Origin of the sequence: Legionella worsleiensis, from assembly GCF_001467535.1 — a bacterium.
In the GTDB taxonomy this organism is placed as follows: domain Bacteria; phylum Pseudomonadota; class Gammaproteobacteria; order Legionellales; family Legionellaceae; genus Legionella; species Legionella worsleiensis.
In genome coordinates, this window is sequence record NZ_LNZC01000023.1 from 1 (window position 1) to 340 (window position 340).

Sequence of the window (340 nt, forward strand, 5' to 3'; positions counted from 1 at the left end):
AACCCTGCGAAAGGCAGTACCTAAATGGTCAATATGCCTGGTAAGATAATCAGATTGTCTGTCTAGTAAAGTTAATGTAAAAAAATAGGTGGCGCCAGGTGTGTAATCTCTACGGTATCGTACCATGAAATGCTTCCTTAAGTTGGACGAGATGATTTTATCAAATTGATATAAAAAGGGAATTATTTGATGGGGTGAAACCTGTATTACGACGTTGTCTAATACAGGCTACAGGCTGACGTAACCATGTTTAACGGGATTAAAATGGATGTAATCCACATGAATTCGATAATCTTCATCATTTCTTATCCGGTGTTCCCAAAATCGAGCTTGCCACAGA

Annotated in this window: 1 pseudogene; it reads right to left on the minus strand. The window is 38.5% G+C overall.

Going from position 1 to position 340, the window contains the following annotated elements:
- Nucleotides 1–237: 237 nt before the first annotated feature.
- Nucleotides 238–340 (minus strand): annotated as a pseudogene (locus Lwor_RS13535) (REP-associated tyrosine transposase); the annotation flags it as partial.